Source organism: Paenibacillus xylanilyticus, assembly GCF_013359935.1.
Classification (GTDB): Bacteria; Bacillota; Bacilli; order Paenibacillales; family Paenibacillaceae; genus Paenibacillus; species Paenibacillus xylanilyticus.
This window is the reverse complement of record NZ_JABMCB010000184.1, coordinates 1-692: the sequence shown is the minus strand read 5'-3', so window position 1 is coordinate 692 and position 692 is coordinate 1. Positions and strand designations below refer to the sequence as shown.

Below are 692 nucleotides of genomic sequence, written 5' to 3'. Positions count from 1 at the left end.
CGTCTGCCAATTCCGCCACGACCGCAAAATATAATGGTGAGTCATGAAGGGCTCGAACCTTCGACACCCTGATTAAAAGTCAGGTGCTCTACCAACTGAGCTAATGACTCATAATAAAATGGCTGGGGATATAGGATTTGAACCTATGCATGACGGAGTCAAAGTCCGTTGCCTTACCGCTTGGCTAATCCCCAATAAAAAATCATGGGGCGATCGAGGGGAATTGAACCCCCGAATGCCGGATCCACAAACCGGTGCGTTAACCACTTCGCCACGATCGCCATAATCAACCTGAGAGTATCTCAGTATTCCCATCTGTATCTATAATATACATTCTCTACTATAGAATACAATGTGAAAGTAATAAATGGTGCCGGCGAGAGGACTTGAACCCCCAACCTACTGATTACAAGTCAGTTGCTCTACCAGTTGAGCTACACCGGCACGGTGTAAGGTGTGGAATTATTAAAATTAAAATGGCGGAACCGACGGGATTCGAACCCGCGATCTCCTGCGTGACAGGCAGGCATGTTAGGCCAACTACACCACGGTTCCAGATCACTTTCTTAAAAGAAAGATTAATTGCGGGGGCAGGATTTGAACCTGCGGCCTTCGGGTTATGAGCCCGACGAGCTACCGGGATGGTCCACCCCGCGTCGTTATTAGAAAACATATATGGTGGAGGCTAAGGG

The 692-nt window shown here is 48.0% G+C and carries 6 tRNA genes; all 6 read right to left on the bottom strand.

From position 1 onward, the window contains the following. Window positions 1-34 precede the first annotated feature (34 nt). The 6 genes from HP552_RS14610 to HP552_RS14585 all read right to left on the bottom strand — a co-directional run bounded on the left by HP552_RS14610 (window position 35) and on the right by HP552_RS14585 (window position 656). Window positions 35-110, bottom strand: a tRNA-Lys gene (locus HP552_RS14610). A gap of 9 nt (window positions 111-119) precedes the next feature. Beyond that, window positions 120-194, bottom strand: a tRNA-Gln gene (locus HP552_RS14605). A gap of 11 nt (window positions 195-205) precedes the next feature. Then, window positions 206-281 (bottom strand) — tRNA-His (locus tag HP552_RS14600). A gap of 87 nt (window positions 282-368) precedes the next feature. After that, window positions 369-444, bottom strand: a tRNA-Thr gene (locus HP552_RS14595). A 33-nt stretch (window positions 445-477) separates the two neighbouring features. Beyond that, window positions 478-555, bottom strand: a tRNA-Asp gene (locus HP552_RS14590). Window positions 556-582: 27 nt separating this feature from the next. Further along, window positions 583-656 (bottom strand) — tRNA-Met (locus HP552_RS14585). Between the last annotated feature and the right edge of the window lie 36 nt (window positions 657-692).